Origin of the sequence: Agrobacterium tumefaciens, assembly GCF_005221325.1 — a bacterium.
Lineage (GTDB): Bacteria > Pseudomonadota > Alphaproteobacteria > Rhizobiales > Rhizobiaceae > Agrobacterium.
Genome location: NZ_CP039889.1, coordinates 135,762 through 149,431, shown reverse-complemented (window position 1 = coordinate 149,431; position 13,670 = coordinate 135,762). Strand labels below are relative to the sequence as shown.

The 13,670-nt window shown below is 59.5% G+C and carries 12 protein-coding genes; 10 read left to right on the top strand and 2 right to left on the bottom strand.

The features are described from left to right. Nucleotides 1-107 precede the first annotated feature (107 nt). Complete coding sequence (locus CFBP5499_RS15650) at nt 108-1,226, top strand: porin (protein ID WP_080829965.1); 1,119 nt, start codon at nt 108-110, stop codon at nt 1,224-1,226. Between the two features lie 184 nt (nt 1,227-1,410). Here the strand turns inward: CFBP5499_RS15650 and CFBP5499_RS15645 are convergent, their stop codons facing one another. Next, a complete protein-coding gene (locus CFBP5499_RS15645; protein ID WP_080829966.1) occupies nt 1,411-2,928 on the bottom strand; it encodes an amidohydrolase family protein in 1,518 nt (505 codons plus the stop codon). A 162-nt stretch (nt 2,929-3,090) separates the two neighbouring features. On the opposite strand from CFBP5499_RS15645, the gene CFBP5499_RS15640 reads away from it, so the two are divergent. The 7 genes from CFBP5499_RS15640 to CFBP5499_RS15610 all read left to right on the top strand — a co-directional run bounded on the left by CFBP5499_RS15640 (nt 3,091) and on the right by CFBP5499_RS15610 (nt 11,481). Then, nucleotides 3,091-4,656 carry an ABC transporter substrate-binding protein gene (locus tag CFBP5499_RS15640; protein WP_080829967.1) on the top strand — a complete coding sequence of 522 codons (1,566 nt, stop codon included), beginning with the start codon at nt 3,091-3,093 and terminating at the stop codon, nt 4,654-4,656. Between the two features lie 218 nt (nt 4,657-4,874). Next, entirely contained in the window at nt 4,875-5,843 is a 969-nt protein-coding gene (locus CFBP5499_RS15635) for an ABC transporter permease (protein WP_006311327.1), read from the top strand. Nucleotides 5,844-5,861: 18 nt separating this feature from the next. Continuing rightward, nucleotides 5,862-6,809 carry an ABC transporter permease gene (locus tag CFBP5499_RS15630; RefSeq protein WP_080829968.1) on the top strand — a complete coding sequence of 316 codons (948 nt, stop codon included), beginning with the start codon at nt 5,862-5,864 and terminating at the stop codon, nt 6,807-6,809. Nucleotides 6,810-6,814: 5 nt separating this feature from the next. Next, complete coding sequence (locus CFBP5499_RS15625) at nt 6,815-8,008, top strand: amidohydrolase family protein (protein ID WP_080829969.1); 1,194 nt, start codon at nt 6,815-6,817, stop codon at nt 8,006-8,008. After that, nucleotides 8,008-9,501 (top strand): amidohydrolase family protein, encoded by a 1,494-nt coding sequence (locus tag CFBP5499_RS15620; protein WP_080829970.1) that lies wholly within the window; start codon nt 8,008-8,010, stop codon nt 9,499-9,501. The genes CFBP5499_RS15625 and CFBP5499_RS15620 overlap by 1 nt, the downstream gene beginning before the upstream one ends. Continuing rightward, entirely contained in the window at nt 9,494-10,477 is a 984-nt protein-coding gene (locus tag CFBP5499_RS15615) for an ABC transporter ATP-binding protein (protein ID WP_130932565.1), read from the top strand. The genes CFBP5499_RS15620 and CFBP5499_RS15615 overlap by 8 nt, the downstream gene beginning before the upstream one ends. Beyond that, nucleotides 10,474-11,481, top strand: coding sequence for an ABC transporter ATP-binding protein (locus tag CFBP5499_RS15610; RefSeq protein WP_080829971.1), 1,008 nt, complete (start codon nt 10,474-10,476; stop codon nt 11,479-11,481). Before CFBP5499_RS15615 ends, CFBP5499_RS15610 begins: the two co-directional genes overlap by 4 nt. A gap of 8 nt (nt 11,482-11,489) precedes the next feature. Here CFBP5499_RS15610 and CFBP5499_RS15605 read toward each other — a convergent pair whose 3' ends face one another. Continuing rightward, nucleotides 11,490-12,167: a GntR family transcriptional regulator gene (locus CFBP5499_RS15605; RefSeq protein ID WP_080829972.1), complete on the bottom strand. Its 678-nt coding sequence runs from the start codon at nt 12,165-12,167 to the stop codon at nt 11,490-11,492. Nucleotides 12,168-12,296: 129 nt separating this feature from the next. Between CFBP5499_RS15605 and CFBP5499_RS15600 the strand changes: the two genes are divergently transcribed. Together CFBP5499_RS15600 and CFBP5499_RS15595 are read left to right on the top strand one after the other, a co-directional pair. Beyond that, complete coding sequence (locus tag CFBP5499_RS15600) at nt 12,297-12,926, top strand: flavin reductase family protein (RefSeq protein WP_080830248.1); 630 nt, start codon at nt 12,297-12,299, stop codon at nt 12,924-12,926. Between the two features lie 21 nt (nt 12,927-12,947). Continuing rightward, the gene (locus CFBP5499_RS15595) at nt 12,948-13,670 is read left to right on the top strand and encodes an aspartate/glutamate racemase family protein (protein WP_080830249.1); all 723 of its coding nucleotides are present in this window, start codon (nt 12,948-12,950) and stop codon (nt 13,668-13,670) included.

The following is a 13,670-nucleotide window of genomic DNA, read 5'->3' as shown; positions in this document are numbered from 1 at the left end:
CAGTGGTTTCTGTCATTTGCTCAATCAGCGCAGGGAAGCGGGCGGCAGGGAAAGACCAGCCCTCAAATTTGCGCATTTGTTGAAAAATTTTTGACTGGAGATTACAAATGAACATCAAGAGCCTTCTGATCGGCTCCGCTGCTGCTCTCGCAGCAGTATCCGGCGCACAGGCCGCTGACGCCATCGTCGCTGCTGAGCCTGAGCCCCTGGAATACGTTCGCGTTTGCGACGCTTTCGGCACCGGCTTCTTCTACATTCCCGGCACCGAAACCTGCCTCAAGTTCGACGGTTACGTCCGTTTCCAGACCGATTTTAGCCGCCGCAAAGCTGGCGACTCCGATTGGGACAGCTTCACGCGCGCCCAGTTCAACATCGACACTCGCACTGACACCGATCTTGGCGCTCTGCGCGGTTACATCGGCTTCCGTGGCGATGCCGACCAGGACAGCAGCCGCGGCGTTGTCGTCGATCAGGCCTTTATCGAACTTAGCGGCCTCAAGGTCGGTTTTTACTACAACTGGTGGGATGATGGTCTCGCTGGCGAGTATGACCAGCTCAGCTCCAACAAGACCCGTCTGAACGCCATCCGTTACACCTACGATGCTGGCTCGTTCTATGTTGGTGTTGCTGTTGAGGAGCTGGAAGGCATTATCGCCGGCAATGACGTCGATGGCACCGGCTACACAGCCACCAACAAGACGAACAACCTCGGTGTAGCCCAGGCAAACTGGACGACTGCAAACGGAAAGATTGCCACGGATAATAACGTCGGCATCAGCGCGATCATTGGCGCTAAGGTCGGTGGCGTTAAGGCAAACATTCTCGGCGGTTACGACACCAACGCCGAGAACGGCGCCATCCGCGCCATCCTGACCGCTGACCTCGGTCCGGGCACGTTCGGTCTCGCCGGCGCATGGGCTTCGGGTGCAAACGCCTACTATGAAGAATCCGAGTGGACGGTTGCCGCGGAATACTCCATCAAGGCAACCGAGAAGCTGACCATCACCCCCGGCTTCCAGTACTTCGGTACGCTGGATATCGGTACGGACGGCAAGTTCACGGGCGACCGTGATGCATGGCGCGCTGGCGTAGCTGCTGGCTACAAGATCACGTCAGGTCTTTCTACCCTCGCATCCGTTTACTATCAGGACGTAGACGGCACGAAGGGTGTTAACGGCGGTGGCGACAGCTGGACCGGTTTCGTTCGTCTGCAGCGTTCGTTCTAATTATCCGCATAAAAAGCATAAACCGGGTTAGACAACTCAGATCCACCCCGTTTTCCAACGGGTGAGTGACTAGCTCCAGTCAAAGTTCCTGACATGATGTCAGGTTTGCTCCCCGGACCACTCCAGGCCGGGGAGTTTTTGTCGTGACAAGAATTTGGGAAGGGGCTCGCCGCCGCCTCTTAATTTAGTGATCTTGACCGGGCTCATGGTCGGTCGTGCGGTAGCTCGCATCCGCCGGGGGACGGGGAAGGTGCACCGGTTCGTCGAATGTGCGCAGCAGGCGGCCCCAGCCGGGATCGTGCATATGTGCTTTCAGGCCGGCCCGTTCGGCCAGCGCCACAGCTTCCTCCTGGCCAAAGGTGATGGCGGCATCAACATCTGATGTCAGCACGCGTCCATTTTCCATCAGCAACTTACCGTCCACAAAGACGGTATCGACATCGCTGCCGAGAACCTGATGCACCAGACGATGCACCGGCATCCACATCGGCATCAGATGTGGCTTGCGCATATCTATGATGACGACGTCAGCCTTCTTGCCGATTTCGAGCGAACCGATCTCGTTTTCCATGCCGATGGCGTAGGCCGCGTCGATCGTAATCATTTCAAATATTTTGCCGGGTGGTAGCAGGTAGCGGTCGTGATTGTGCAGGAGATGCTGCGTGAATTGTGCCAGACGCGCTGTCTGTAGCATGTCAAAATGGCGGCTCGGGGCAGCACCGTCGGTGGTGATGGCGACGCGAATGCCTTTCGACATCATTTCCATGATGGGCGTTGCGCGGCCCGGTGGTGCGTGGGTCACGCGGGTGCCGGTCTCGGCCAGTATGTCGATCTCGTCATGGGAGATGCCCCAGCAATGCTGAAGGTGAATGTCAGGGCCGAGCAGAGCATTTTCCTTGTCCTGAAACGCCATGCGGATCTGTCCGGCAAAGGCGTCGGAATGAAGCCTGACCCCGGTCTTGCGCGCCATCTCGCGTATCCGGCGGGCCTGCATCCTGTCGCCCTTGGTCAGTTTCACCGCCTGATCAGGCGTCGATGCATTGGACGGCTCGACGGACGGTACGATGGTGAAAGGCGTCAGGAAAACGCTGATGCGGCCATCGGCGCTTCCATGCAATGCCTCGATCACCGCTTCACTGCCGTCCATCATCTCGTCGAAGCTCACGTCGCGACGTTCGGGCAGGCCGCTTTCCCATCGCGTGACCGGATGGGGCCAGGGCAGGCCCGACGGTCCGACGCAGATGATTTCGCGCAGCCCGAGTTCATTATAGGCGCGGGCATGATTGATGGCGAAGACGGGATCATCTGCGCGCGGCATTGAGGTGATGATGCTCGCCCCGGTCGTCACCCCGGCGCGCAATCGTTCAATGCCGGAAATCAGTCCGTCGGCATACCAGTAGTCGCGGGTCACGTAGTGATAATAGGTCGGGGTGATGATTTTCATCCACATCGCATTGGTGTCCGCCGCGATGCTGCGAAGAAGCGCGTGGCCTGCGTGGCCATGGGCATCGATCAGGCCGGGGATGATCAGCTTTCCCCTGCAGTCGATGACCTCCTTGTCACGATGGCGGGGTTCCAGTTCATCCACGGTGCCGATGTCGACAATCCTGTCGCCCTTGATAGCCAGTGCGCCGTCTTCAATAATGCGCCGCTCCTTGTCCACGGTGACGATCGTCCCGTGCAGCAGCAGAAAGCCTGTCATATTCCGTCCTCCCTCTTTTGAACTCGTATCCAAAAACTTACAATTTTGAGTACGATAATTGTCAACAATATTATTGACAATAAGCTTGAGCGAAACAATACTCCCTTTGCCCGACCGGACCGCCTGCCGGTCTTCCAACGATTTATAAAAAGGGGGGATCAAATGTCCCGTATCAGAAGTTTTGTCCTGGCGGCCATGGCCGCCGCCGCCATTGCCGTTCCTGCCCATGCGGAGACTCTCCGCTGGGGCGGCCGCGCCGATCTCTATTCGCTGGACCCGTATTCGGTGCCATCCACGTCCAACCTCGCTTTTCTGAACCATATTTACGAGGGCCTCGTTCGCTACGGACCGGACTTCCAGATTGAGCCGGCACTTGCCACCGAGTGGAAACTTATCGACGGAAAAGCGTGGCGCTTCACCCTGCGCAAGGGTGTGAAATTCCATGATGGTTCAGATTTCACCGCCGACGATGTCGTGGCGTCCTTTACACGAGCTTCGGACGCGACATCGCCACTGCGCGGCAATATTCCTGTTTTTGCTGGCGTCAAAAAGGTGGATGATTACACCGTCGATCTGGAGGTCAGTGCTCCGACGTCGCTTTTCCTCAACGACATCACCAACATCTTCATCTTTAATGCCAAGTGGCTGAAAGATAACAACAGCGAGAAGCCTACCGACTTCGCGTCGAAGGTTGATGGCTACACCACCATGCACACCAACGGCACCGGCCCCTTCAAGCTGGAAAGCCGCGTTCCCGACAGCAAGACAGTTCTCGTGGCCAATGAAGGCTGGTGGGACCAGAAAAAACACAATCTCGACCGCATCGAATTCGTGCCGATCGCATCCGCGGCAACACGCGTCGCGGCACTGCTATCAGGTGAAATCGACCTCATCGATTCCGCCCCGATCCAGGATTTGCCGCGCCTTGAATCTTCGCCCAATATCTCGGTCAAGAAGCGCACCGAGCTTCGCACGCTTTTCATCGGCTTCAACCGCCGCGAAAAGCTGGAAGACGGCAAGCCGAACCCCTTCAACGATCTGCGTGTCCGCCAGGCCTTTGAAGCATCCGTGGATCGTGACCTGATCAACAAGAAAGTCATGCGTGGTCTCGCAAGACCGTCTGGCTCGCTGATTGCCCCGGAAATCGCGGGTTATGCCAAGTCGCTCGATACCTTTGAACCCGCCGATCCGGCCAAGGCGCAGAAGCTGCTTGCCGATGCCGGCATGAAGAACCTCGCCTTCACCTATACCTGCATGAATGATGAGAGCGTCAACGAAGAGGATATCTGCTCGGGCGTTGCCAACATGCTGAAGCGCGGCGGTTTCCAGCCGACCATCGACATCGCACCGCGTTCGGTACAGTCTCCCAAGCGCAATGGTGGCAAGGCTGACGTTTTCAACCTTAGCTGGGCGAACGAGCCAACGCTGGACGCTTTCTCGATGCTGTCGCAGATCCTCTCTACCCGCAAGGGTGCGATGGGCGTCTCCAATTATGGCGGCTGGTCCAACCCGGAAATTGACAAGCTTGTCGCGCAGGCAGCGCAGGAGCAGGACAATACGAAGCGTCTGGCGCTTGAAGAAGCCGCGCTGAAGATCGCCAAGGACGAGACCATGCTCGTGCCGTTGCATCAGCAACCCATTGCCTGGGCGATGCTGGCCAAGGTCAAGAGCGTCGACTTCCGTGCCGATAACAAGCCGCGTCATTGGCTGACCCAGCTCGACAAATAAGAAGGATTGCAGGTGAGGCGCCGGTCAACCGACCGAGCGCCTCGGTTGTTTTCAGCAGGCATCCCGTCTGACAGCGCGATGGTCTGCGTCAGAAATTGTCGACAAAGTCGCAATGGTTTCGCGGTTCTTGCATGCCGCTTAACCCATGGCCCGTCTCTGGAAGAGAATGATCGAACCTGAAAGCCTGCATGGCTCAGGCTCGCGTCCGAGAGGTAACAATGCTGGTTTTCATCATCAAGCGTCTGGGAAATGCCGTGCTGGTCATGCTTTCCGTCGCGCTTATCGCCTTTCTCATTTTTCGGCTGGCGGGTGATCCCGTCGAGCTGATGGTCGGCGAACAGACCTCGCAGGAGGACCGCGCTGCACTGCGTGAGCGGCTCGGTCTCAATGACAGCCTGCCGACGCAATATCTGCGATTTGTCAAAGATGCGGCACAGGGCAATTTCGGTGTTTCCTACCGCAATGGCCAGCAGGTGCTGCCGCTGATCGCGGAAAGGTTTCCCGCAACGCTTGAGCTGGTGCTGGTTGCCACTGTCATATCGCTGGTCGTCGGCCTGCCTCTTGGGGTTTTGACGGCGATCCGGCGCGGGAAATGGTATACGGAAGGTCTGCAATTCCTGTCGATCGTCGGCGTTTCCCTGCCAAGCTTCGTTGTCGGCATTCTTCTCATTCTGGTCTTTTCTGTTTCCCTCGGCTGGGCGCCCGCCTTTGGCCGCGGCGATGTCGTCCAGCTCGGCTGGTGGTCGACGGGGCTCTTGACGTCATCCGGACGCGCGGCCCTCATTCTTCCGGCCATTGCTCTTTCGCTGTACCAGATCACGCTGGTCATGCGTCTGGTGCGGGCGGAGATGCTTGAAGTTCTGCGGTCTGATTTCGTGAAATTTGCGCGGGCCCGCGGCATACCGCGCTGGCGGATCTATTTCCGTCATGCGCTGCGCAACTGTCTGATGCCGGTGGTGACCCTGACGACGATGAATGTCGGCTCGCTCATCGCCTTCGCGCTTATCACGGAAACGGTGTTTCAGTGGCCGGGCATGGGCATGCTGTTCATTCAGGCAGTCACCTTCCTCGATATTCCCGTCATGGCGGCCTATCTCTGCATTATCTCGTTCATCTTCGTTGTCCTCAACACGTTCGTCGATATCGCCTATGCGGTGATCGATCCGCGTCTGCGCACCGCGCGCTAACCGAAGGGAGCCGGTTTCATGACAGACCTCTCACAAACGGAAAAACCCGCCCGCCGGTCGCTTTTCAGCCGCATGCGTGACAGCGATCTTTATTGGTCGTTCAGCCGTAGCAAATCGGCCAAGATCAGCGCGCTCGTCCTCGCAATATTGATCCTCGCGGCCATATTCGCGCCTTGGATCGCGCCCCAGAACCCTTATGATGGCGCATCGCTCGACATGTGGAAGGCCGAGCTGCCGCCGATCTGGCAGGAGGGCGGCGAGTGGCCGTTTCTGCTGGGAACGGATACGCAGGGACGCGACATGCTGTCCGCCATTCTCTATGGCACACGTATCTCCATCGTCATCGGTGTCGCCTCCGTGGCGCTCTCGCTGGTCATCGGCATGACGGCAGGTCTGATTGCCGGTTATTTCGGCGGTTTTGCCGATGGCCTGCTGATGCGCATCGGCGATATCACGCTGTCTATTCCGACCATTCTCGTCGCGATCCTCGTTTCCACCGTCGTGCGGCAGATGCTGCCCGACAGCCTGCGGGAGGTGGGGGCATCCGCCGTCCTCATTCTCGCCATCGCGCTTTCCGCCTGGGTGCAATATGCGCGCACGGTGCGCGCCCAGGCGATCGTGGAAACCGGCAAGGACTATGTGCAGGCGGCAAAGCTGATCGGCGTGCCCGCCCGCCGCATCATGGCGGCGCATATCCTGCCCAATACGCTGACGCCGATCATGGTCGCCGCCACACTCAATTTCGGCATGGCGATCCTCACGGAAGCAACTCTGTCCTTCCTCGGCATCGGTATGCCGCCCAGCCAGCCGTCGCTCGGGACATTGATCCGCATCGGCAACCAGTTCCTGTTCTCCGGCTCCTGGTGGATCGTGCTGTTCCCGGTTTTCCAACTCTGCCTGCTCGTCGTCACCGTCAACCTTCTGGGTGACTGGCTGCGCGATGCGCTCAATCCGAAACTGAGGTGAGTTCCATGCACGATCTTCTTCTGCGCAACGTACGGCCCATGGCGGGCGAAGCCTGCGACATCATGATCAGGAACGGCAAGATAACCGGTTTCGGAAAGTTCGACGCCGAACCCGGCCTCCCGGTCGAGGATGGAAAGGGTTCAATCGCCGTTCCCGGTCTCATTGATGCGCACACGCATCTGGACAAGACCACCTGGGGCATGCCCTGGCACGTCAACAACCGTGCCGCCATCCTGCGCGAGCGGATCGATTTCGAGCGGGAAAACCGCGTTCAGATCGGCATCGATCCGCATCGCCAGTCCATGCGCCATGCCATCGGGCTCGCGGCCAATGGCGGCACCCATATTCGCAGCCACGTCGATATCGACCCGACCCACGGGTTGAAACTGGTCGAAGGCATCTGGGAAACACGCGAGAAGCTCAAAGGCATCATCGACATCGAGGTCGTCGCCTTCCCTCAATCCGGCGTCATGGTCATGCCCGGCACGGTGGAACTTCTGGATGAAGCCCTCAAGCAGGGTTGCGAGGTACTTGGCGGCATCGATCCCTGCGGCATCGACCGCGATCCGAAGGGCCAGCTGGACATTCTTTTTCAACTGGCAACTAAACACGGCGTCCCGATCGATATCCATCTGCACGAAGCCGCCGACCTCGGCGCCTTCACCATGGAGCTGATCTTCGAGCGTATTCGGGCAAACGGCATGCAGGGCAATGTCGCCATCAGCCATGCCTTTGCACTCGGCATGAATGACTATCTGCGCGTCGGCAGGCTGATCGACGAGATCGCGCGGCTCGATGTTGCCATCCTGACCACGGGTGCGCCATCGGCAAGCGTGCCGTCGATCATGCGCCTCAAGGAAGCGGGCGTGAGCGTTGGCGGCGGCTGCGATGGTATCCGCGATACATGGGGTCCTTGGGGACAGCCGGACATGCTGGATCGGGCCAAGATCATCGGCATGAAAAACGGCCTGCGCTCGGATGTTGAACTTGCGCATGTGCTGCACGTCGTTTCCAAGGGTGGCGCCGATGTCATGGGCCTCGAAGATTATGGCATGGAGATCGGCTGTGCTGCCGACTTTACCCTGTTGACTGGCGAAACGCTGGCGCATGCCGTTGTCGATATCGCGCCGCGGCCGCTGGTGGTCAAAGGCGGCCGTGTGACCGCCAGAAACGGCAAAGCGATCGTGGAGGCGCCGTGATGAGCGATGTTCTCAACTCCCTGCGACTCGGCGAAATGCCGGAAGGCCGCACCTTGCTGACAGCCAGCTGGGTTGTCGGGCATAAAGACGGATCGCACCGGCTGCTCAAAAACGGTGAGGTTGTCTTCGAGAATGGCGAAATTCTCTTTGTCGGACACGGATTTCCGGGCGAGGTCGCCCGGCGTATCGATTTCGGCAATGCTCTCGTCAGTCCCGGTCTGATCGATCTCGATGCACTCTCCGATCTCGATACGACGATCCTCGGCATCGATCATCATCCGGGCTGGGCCAAGGGCCGTGTCTGGCCGCGCTCCTATGTCGAAGCCGGTCCTTACGAAATGTATTCTCCGGAAGAGCTTGCCTTCCAGAAGCGCTTCGCCTTCGGCCAGTTGCTCCTCAACGGCATCACCACCGCGGCGCCAATCGCATCGCTGTTTTATCGCGCGTGGGGGGAGACCGTGGCGGAATTCGAGGCGGCCGCCGATGCAGCCGGTGAACTTGGCCTTCGTGTTTATCTCAGCCCCGCCTTCCGCTCCGGCGGCATGGTGCTGGAAGAGCCGGGCCGCATGGTGCCGGTCTTTGATGAAGAGCGCGGTTTTCAGGGCCTGAATGATGCGGTCGCCTTCATCGAAAAACAGAGTGGAAGACACGGCGATCTGGTGCGGGGCATGCTTGCACCGGATCGGGTGGAAACCTCTACCCTGGCACTCTTAGAGCGTACCGACGCGGCCGCCCGCGAACTGGGCTGCAAGTTCCGTCTTCATATGGCGCAGGGCGTCATGGAGGTCGATACGGTTCGCAAGCTTCACGGTTCGACCGCGCCGGTCTGGCTCGCCAAAGCCGGGCTCCTCAGCGAAAGGCTGATCGCGCCGCACGCCACCAATGCCACGGAGGAAGATCTGGCGCTTTATGCGGAGAACGGCGTGTCGATCGTCCACTGTCCGCTGGTTTCGAGCCGTGGCGGCAGCACGCTCTCATCCTTCTCCTCCTGCCGCAAACGCGGCATCAACATCGCGATGGGAACGGATACGGCGCCGGCGGACATGTTGATGAACCTGCTCGTCGGTCTGATCACCTGTCGCATCAATGACGGTGCTCCGGACCAGATCCGCTGCGCCGATCTCTTCGATGCGGCGACGCTCGGCGGTGCGCGTGCACTAGGGCGGCCCGATCTCGGTCATCTTTCAAGCGGCGCAAGGGCTGACATCGCTGTCTTCGATCTCGACGATGCCGTCATGGCACCGAGCGTCGATCCGATCACGACGCTTGTGACCGGTGGCTCAGGCAAGGTCACAAGGGCCGTTTTTGTCGATGGCCGTCTTTCCATGCGCGAAAGACAGGTCGCGCATATCGACATGCAGCGTGCCCGTGAACAGGCGCAGGCGCAGTTCGACCGCCTGATTGCCAAATATCCCGAACGGAGCTGGGCCAATCCGCCCGTCTCCGAAATCTTCCCTCCGAGCTATCCGGTGGAGGTCGCCCCACATGGTTGAAATGAACCAATCGGTTATCGATGTCCGCAATCTCAAGGTCGAGTTTCCCGGTCGTCGCGGCACCGTTACTGCGCTGTCCGATATCAGTCTTTCGATCCGGCCCGGTGAAATTCTGGGTGTCGTCGGTGAATCCGGTGCCGGTAAGTCCATGACGGGCCTTGCCATACAGGGCCTGCTCGAAAAGCCCGGCCGCATTGCCGAGGGCGAAATCTGGCTCGGGTCGCGCCGTATCGATCAACTCGATGACCGGGCGATGGAAAGCATTCGCGGTCGTGAGATCGGGGCGATCTTTCAGGACCCGCTGACCTCGCTCAATCCGCTCTTCACGGTCGGTGCCCAGCTTGTCGAGACAATCCGCCAGCACCTGCCGCTGTCGAAGGCGGATGCGCGTGCACGCGCCATTCAGTTGCTTAGGGATGTCGGCATTCCGTCGCCTGCGGATCGTATCGATCATTATCCGCACCAGTTTTCCGGCGGCATGCGCCAGCGTGTCGTGATTGCGCTGGCCCTTTCTGCCTCGCCGAAGCTCATCATCGCCGATGAGCCGACGACCGCACTCGACGTCTCGATACAGGCGCAGATCATTTCCCTGCTGCGGCGGCTGTGCAAGGAAAAGCAGACGGCGGTCATGCTCGTCACCCACGATATGGGTGTCATCGCCGAGGCCGCCGACCGTGTCGCCGTGCTTTATGCCGGCCGGCTGATCGAGGTGGGGCCGGTCGAGCAGGTGCTGCACGAACCGCGCCACCCCTATACGCAGGGCCTGATGGCTTCCATCCCGTCGCTTGGCGCGCGGGTGGAGCGGCTTAACCAGATTGACGGGGCGATGCCGCGTCTCGATGCGATCCCGCCCGGATGCGCGTTTAATCCCCGCTGTGGTTTTGCGGGGCCTCGCTGTCTGCGGGACAGACCTGAACTCGAAACCGTCGGCAACGGCGCCAGTGCATGCTGGCTGAACGCAGGAGGCACAGCATGACACAATCAACATCCCATAAGCCGGCCTTGACGGTGAAAGGCCTGACGAAAACCTTCGACGTTTCGGCCCCGCTGCTCAATCGTATCATCGAGCGCAAACCCCGGCAGTTCGTGCAGGCTGTCAACGATATCGATTTCGCCGTTCCGGCCGGCGGCTGTCTCAGCATCGTCGGTGAAAGCGGCTGCGGCAAATCGACCGTCGCCCGACTCGTGACAGGACTTTTCCGACCAAGCGCCGGCGAGTTTCGTTTCGCGGCAGGTGGCAAGGGCAAACCGCTGTCAGCTCAGATGATCTTTCAGGATCCCTATGCCTCGCTCAATCCGCGCTGGCGGGTGAAGAACATCATCGCCGAACCGATCCGCGAACTGAAGCTGCGCGCGACGAAGGCGGAGACGATGGAGCGCGTGGAGGAGCTTCTCAAGACCGTGGGCCTTTCAGCCTCGGATGGCGAAAAATTTCCGCATGAATTTTCCGGCGGCCAACGCCAGCGCATCTCCATTGCCCGCGCATTGGCGAGCGAGCCGGAATTCCTCGTCTGCGACGAGCCGACATCGGCACTCGATGTGTCGGTGCAGGCGCAGGTGCTGAACTTGATGCGCCGGTTGCAGGACGAGCTCGGCCTTACCTATCTCTTCATCAGCCACGACATGAGTGTTGTCCGCCACATGTCGGACCGCATTGCGGTCATGTATCTCGGGCGGATCGTGGAGGAGGGCGATACCGAAGAGCTTTTCGCCAATCCGCGTCATCCCTATACCCGGCTGCTTCTCCAGACGATCCCCAATATCAAGACGCCGCAGCGGGACCGGGAGATTGTTGCGGGTGAAGTGCCGAGCCCCTTGAAGCCCCCTTCGGGATGCGCGTTTCATCCCCGCTGCCCGCTGGCGACGGCGCAATGTTCGACAGAGGTGCCGAAGGTGAAAAGCCTCGCCAACGGCACGCGTGTCGCCTGTCATCTGGTTGAAGATGATACGCAATGGGCGGGCGAACGACAGCGCGCCTGAGAGGGGGATCAGCCGAGCGCGGCGCGAAGGTCGTGGGAAAGGTCGCGGATTTCGCTGAGATCGAGTTCCGCTTCCACATGCTCGAGGTGGTGGGTCATCAGGTGGATGGCCCGCGACGGATCGTTGTTGGCAATCGCATCGACGATTTCGGCATGTTCGTCCGGGCCGCAATTGAAGCGATCCGTGTTACGGTAAACGGCGGTAATCAGCGACGAGCGGGAAATGAGGTCGCGCATGGTGGTAAAGAGGAAATCAGAACCGAGCGTTTCCGCCAGCAGAAGGTGGAACCCGCCGGAAAGCTTGATGATATCGGTCGTGACGTTCCTGGTATTGGCAACGCGCTCCTTGGCCACATGGTCGCGCAGCTTTTTCAGATCGGTTTTGGTGGCGGACTTGCACAGTCTTTCGACGACGCATTGCTCGACCGTACGACGCACGAAGAAGACATCGCGGGCTTCCTCGACCGAAGGTTTGGAGACGAAAGCGCCGCGATTGGGAACGATGGTGACGAGCCCGTCACGCTCGAGAACGGACAAGGCCTGGCGGATTCGTGCGCGGCTGACGCCAAAAATTGTCGCCAGTTGCTCTTCTTTCAGCTGCACGCCCGGACGCAACCGGCGCTCGGCAATCGAAAGCCATACTTTCTCGACAATCTGCTGCGTGGACGGGCCGGCCTGCTCGCTCATTCGACATACTCCCCAATCGCCTTAGAGAAGCGTGATGTGAATGAAAAAGTCAACCGTATCAACGGGATTTTGGTTGCAACATTGTCAACAATATGAAAGATAATTGTATACTAAATTAGGATGCCGATCATGGAATTCGATTTCAGCGCGCTTGAGCCCCAGAGCCGCTACCGCCTTCTGACGAATTTTATCGGTCCGCGACCGATCGCGCTTGTGACGACCCGTTCGGAAGCGGGCCATAACAATGCAGCACCGATGAGCTTCTTCAACGTCTTTTCGCATGATCCGCCCATCGTCGTTCTCGGCATTCAGCCGAAGCTGAGCGGCGAGGAAAAGGATACGATGGTGAATATCCGACGCACTGGCGAGTTCGTCGTCAATATGGTGGATATGGCGCTGTCGGAGCAGATGCTCATCTGCGGTCTCGGCTTTGACAATGAAGTTGACGAAATGTCGATGGCCAAACTTACGGCCATGCCCTGCAACAAGATCGACGCGAGTTATGCGGCGCAATCACCGTGCGCCTTCGAGTGCCGAGTGGAGCGGCTGATCGATTACCCCCGCCGCACGCTGGTCCTAGGCGAAGTGGTGCATATGCATGTGCACAATGAGTGCCTTGATGAAGAGGGGCGGTATGTCGATGCCGATCGCTACCAGCCGATCGCCCGGCTTCACGCCGACAACTACATCACCTCGGACCGCCAGTTCGTTCTGAAGGCGCCACCAATCACCGATTTCACCGCGCCTGACGGCAAGTGAAGGCTTTTCAGGATGCGTGCGATGCATATTCGTTTGATCAATCCCAATTCCACCGCCTCCATGACCGCGCAGGCCCTCGATAGCGCCTTGCGGGTCAAGCAGAAGGAGACCCACGTCTCTGCGGCAAATCCTGTCGATACCCCCGTCAGCATCGAAGGGCAGGCGGATGAGGCGATGGCCGTTCCCGGGCTTCTGGCGGAAATCCGCAAGGGTGAGGGGCAGGGCGTGGATGCCTATGTGATCGCCTGTTTTGACGATCCGGGACTTCATGCCGCGCGCGAAGTGGCGCAGGGGCCGGTCATCGGCATCTGCCAGGCGGCTGTGCAGGTGGCGATGACGATCAGCCGGCGTTTCTCGATCATCACGACGCTGCCAAGGTCCATACCGATCATCGAAGATCTGGTGGAAGATTATGGCGCCCAGCGCCATTGCAGAAAGGTCCGCGCGATCGACCTGCCGGTTCTCGGGCTTGAAGAGGATCCGGAGGTTGCGGAGGCACTGCTTCGCCGCGAAATCGAGGCCGCCAAGCGTGAGGATGCGGCGGAGGCGATCATTCTAGGCTGCGCCGGCATGTCATCGCTCTGCGACCGCCTGCGGGACGCCACCGGCGTGCCCGTCATCGATGGCGTCACGGCTGCGATCAAGCTTGCCGAAGCTCTTGTTGGTGCCGGTTACAGTACCTCCAAGGTCAATGCTTACGACTATCCACGCGTGAAGGGGCCGGCCCTCGTCGCCTGCGCCTAG

Bases quoted from the DNA above. Each gene is read 5' to 3' on its own strand.
- CFBP5499_RS15610 (WP_080829971.1), top strand. From the start codon at position 10,474: ATGACACAATCAACATCCCATAAGCCGGCCTTGACGGTGAAAGGCCTG.
- CFBP5499_RS15625 (WP_080829969.1), top strand. From the start codon at position 6,815: ATGCACGATCTTCTTCTGCGCAACGTACGGCCCATGGCGGGCGAAGCC.
- CFBP5499_RS15605 (WP_080829972.1), bottom strand. From the start codon at position 12,167: ATGAGCGAGCAGGCCGGCCCGTCCACGCAGCAGATTGTCGAGAAAGTA.
- CFBP5499_RS15600 (WP_080830248.1), top strand. From the start codon at position 12,297: ATGGAATTCGATTTCAGCGCGCTTGAGCCCCAGAGCCGCTACCGCCTT.
- CFBP5499_RS15595 (WP_080830249.1), top strand. From the start codon at position 12,948: ATGCATATTCGTTTGATCAATCCCAATTCCACCGCCTCCATGACCGCG.
- CFBP5499_RS15635 (WP_006311327.1), top strand. From the start codon at position 4,875: ATGCTGGTTTTCATCATCAAGCGTCTGGGAAATGCCGTGCTGGTCATG.
- CFBP5499_RS15640 (WP_080829967.1), top strand. From the start codon at position 3,091: ATGTCCCGTATCAGAAGTTTTGTCCTGGCGGCCATGGCCGCCGCCGCC.
- CFBP5499_RS15630 (WP_080829968.1), top strand. From the start codon at position 5,862: ATGACAGACCTCTCACAAACGGAAAAACCCGCCCGCCGGTCGCTTTTC.
- CFBP5499_RS15620 (WP_080829970.1), top strand. From the start codon at position 8,008: ATGAGCGATGTTCTCAACTCCCTGCGACTCGGCGAAATGCCGGAAGGC.
- CFBP5499_RS15615 (WP_130932565.1), top strand. From the start codon at position 9,494: ATGGTTGAAATGAACCAATCGGTTATCGATGTCCGCAATCTCAAGGTC.
- CFBP5499_RS15650 (WP_080829965.1), top strand. From the start codon at position 108: ATGAACATCAAGAGCCTTCTGATCGGCTCCGCTGCTGCTCTCGCAGCA.
- CFBP5499_RS15645 (WP_080829966.1), bottom strand. From the start codon at position 2,928: ATGACAGGCTTTCTGCTGCTGCACGGGACGATCGTCACCGTGGACAAG.